Annotated in this window: 1 protein-coding gene; it reads right to left on the bottom strand. The window is 60.6% G+C overall.

Annotation, left to right across the window (positions count from 1 at the left end; all coding sequences use genetic code 11):
• The coding region (gene treZ / locus NW829_RS12170) for a malto-oligosyltrehalose trehalohydrolase (protein ID WP_414417190.1) at positions 1-1,782 on the bottom strand (1,782 nt) is incomplete at its 3' end.
• Positions 1,783-1,882 lie beyond the last annotated feature (100 nt).

The raw sequence follows: 1,882 nt of genomic DNA, 5'->3' as shown, positions 1-1,882 counted from the left end.
GGATCCCTTGCCCAACCACTGGGCCTCGTGGCTATCCAAAAGCTTCTCCCAGGTGCCGCTGGGCCATTGGGTATAGGTGACTGGCTGATCGGGGCTGAAATTGAAAAGGGCAAGCAAAGCCTGGGATCCCTGGCGGCGGTGCAGGGCAAGGCCAGAGTTGGAAAAGAGCTCCACTTCCACCCCGTCCCGCTCCAGATGCTGGAGGGCCGGCTGGGTTTTGCGCAGCTGGATCAGGGCCTGGTACCACTTCCAGAGAACCTGGTGGTGACCGGCTTTTTTCAAGTCCCAATTGAGCTTGGAGCGCAAGAAAGTCTCTTCAGCTTGGGGATCCGGCGGCTCTCCCTGCCAGGCAAAGGCGCTGAACTCGCGGCGGCGTCCCTGTCGTACCGCTTCCACCAAATCGGGATCCCCGTGGCTGACAAAATACAGAAATGGCGCCACTTCCCCATACTCTTCCCCCATAAACAGCAGCGGCAGCATGGGAGCTAGCAGCAGGGCAGCGGCAGCCAATTTGAGGCCCTCGAAAGAGGTGAGCTGGCTGAGGCGCTCTCCCAGCCTGCGGTTGCCGATTTGATCGTGGTTTTGAATGCAGACAACAAATTGGGATCCCGGTCGCCCAACAGCGGAGTTGCCGTGACGCCTGGCGCGGTAGCAGGAGTACTGGCCAGAATAAACGTAGCTCTCCCGGTAAGCCTTGGCCAGGTGCTCCAATTCGCCAAAGTCCTGGTAGTAGCCTGTCTTTTCCCCGGTAAGCAGGGTGTGAAGTGAGTGGTGGAAGTCATCGCACCACTGGGCATCTAGCCCGTAGCCCCCTTGCTCTCGGGGGGTGATGAGGCGGACATCGTTGAGGTCGCTTTCGGCAATGAGAACCCTGGGCCGGCCAGTGCGAGCTTCTAGGGCATCCACCTGCTCTGCCAATTCCTGCAAGAAGGGGTAGGCGCTGAAGTCGTAGATGGCATGCACCGCGTCCAGCCGCAGCCCATCGAGATGAAACTCCTCCAGCCAGTACTCGGCGTTTTGTAGGAAAAACTCTCGCACGCCGTCAGAATAGCGGTCGTCGAAGTTGAGGGCATCCCCCCAAGGGGTGTGGTACTTGTCGGTGAAGTAGGGGCCAAAATCCCGCAGGTAGTTCCCCTCCGGCCCCAGGTGGTTGTAGACCACATCCAAGATGACGGCCAAACCCAGTTGGTGGCAGGCATTGACTAGGGCTTTGAAGCCTGCCGCTCCTCCATAGCTGGTCTGCACCGCGTAGGGGTAGACGCCGTCGTAGCCCCAGTTGCGCTCTCCTGGAAACTGGGCCACCGGCATCAGCTCCAGCACGTTTACCCCCAACTCCACCAACTCCGGCAGGCGAGGGATCAGAGCAGCAAAGGTGCCCTCGAGGGTAAAGGTGCCTACATGCAGCTCGTAGAGGATCCACTGAGACAGGGGGATCCCCTTCCACCCCTGATCCTGCCAGTCGAAGCGGGGATCCACCACCCGCGAAGGGCCGTGGACGCCGTAGGGCTGGCAGCGGGAAGCGGGATCCGGCCGCTCCACTACCCCTGCCTGGGTGTGCAGACGGTAGAGATAGTCCACCGGCCCAGGCGGGATCCCGTCCACCTCCCCCTGCCAATAGCCCTGCTCATCCCGCACTAGAGTAAAGCAACGTTGGACAGGGCTGAGCAGCTTCAGCTCCACCTGCTCAACCAAGGGCGCCCACACCGAGAAGTGATAGCAGCCTGAGCCCAGGGGATAGGCGCCCATCCGCCCGGCCTGGAAGAAAGGAGAAGCCTGCAACACAGAATCTATCCCGCAACTCGGCTTCCACTATAGCGAGCATGCCTGGCAAAGGCCGGAGAGTGGGTTTTTGGCTTCTCCTCTGCCATAGTGGAATGGGTCT

This window comes from Synechococcus sp. R55.8 (assembly GCF_047461895.1).
Lineage (GTDB): Bacteria > Cyanobacteriota > Cyanobacteriia > Thermostichales > Thermostichaceae > Thermostichus.
This window is presented reverse-complemented; position numbering and strand designations above follow the sequence as displayed.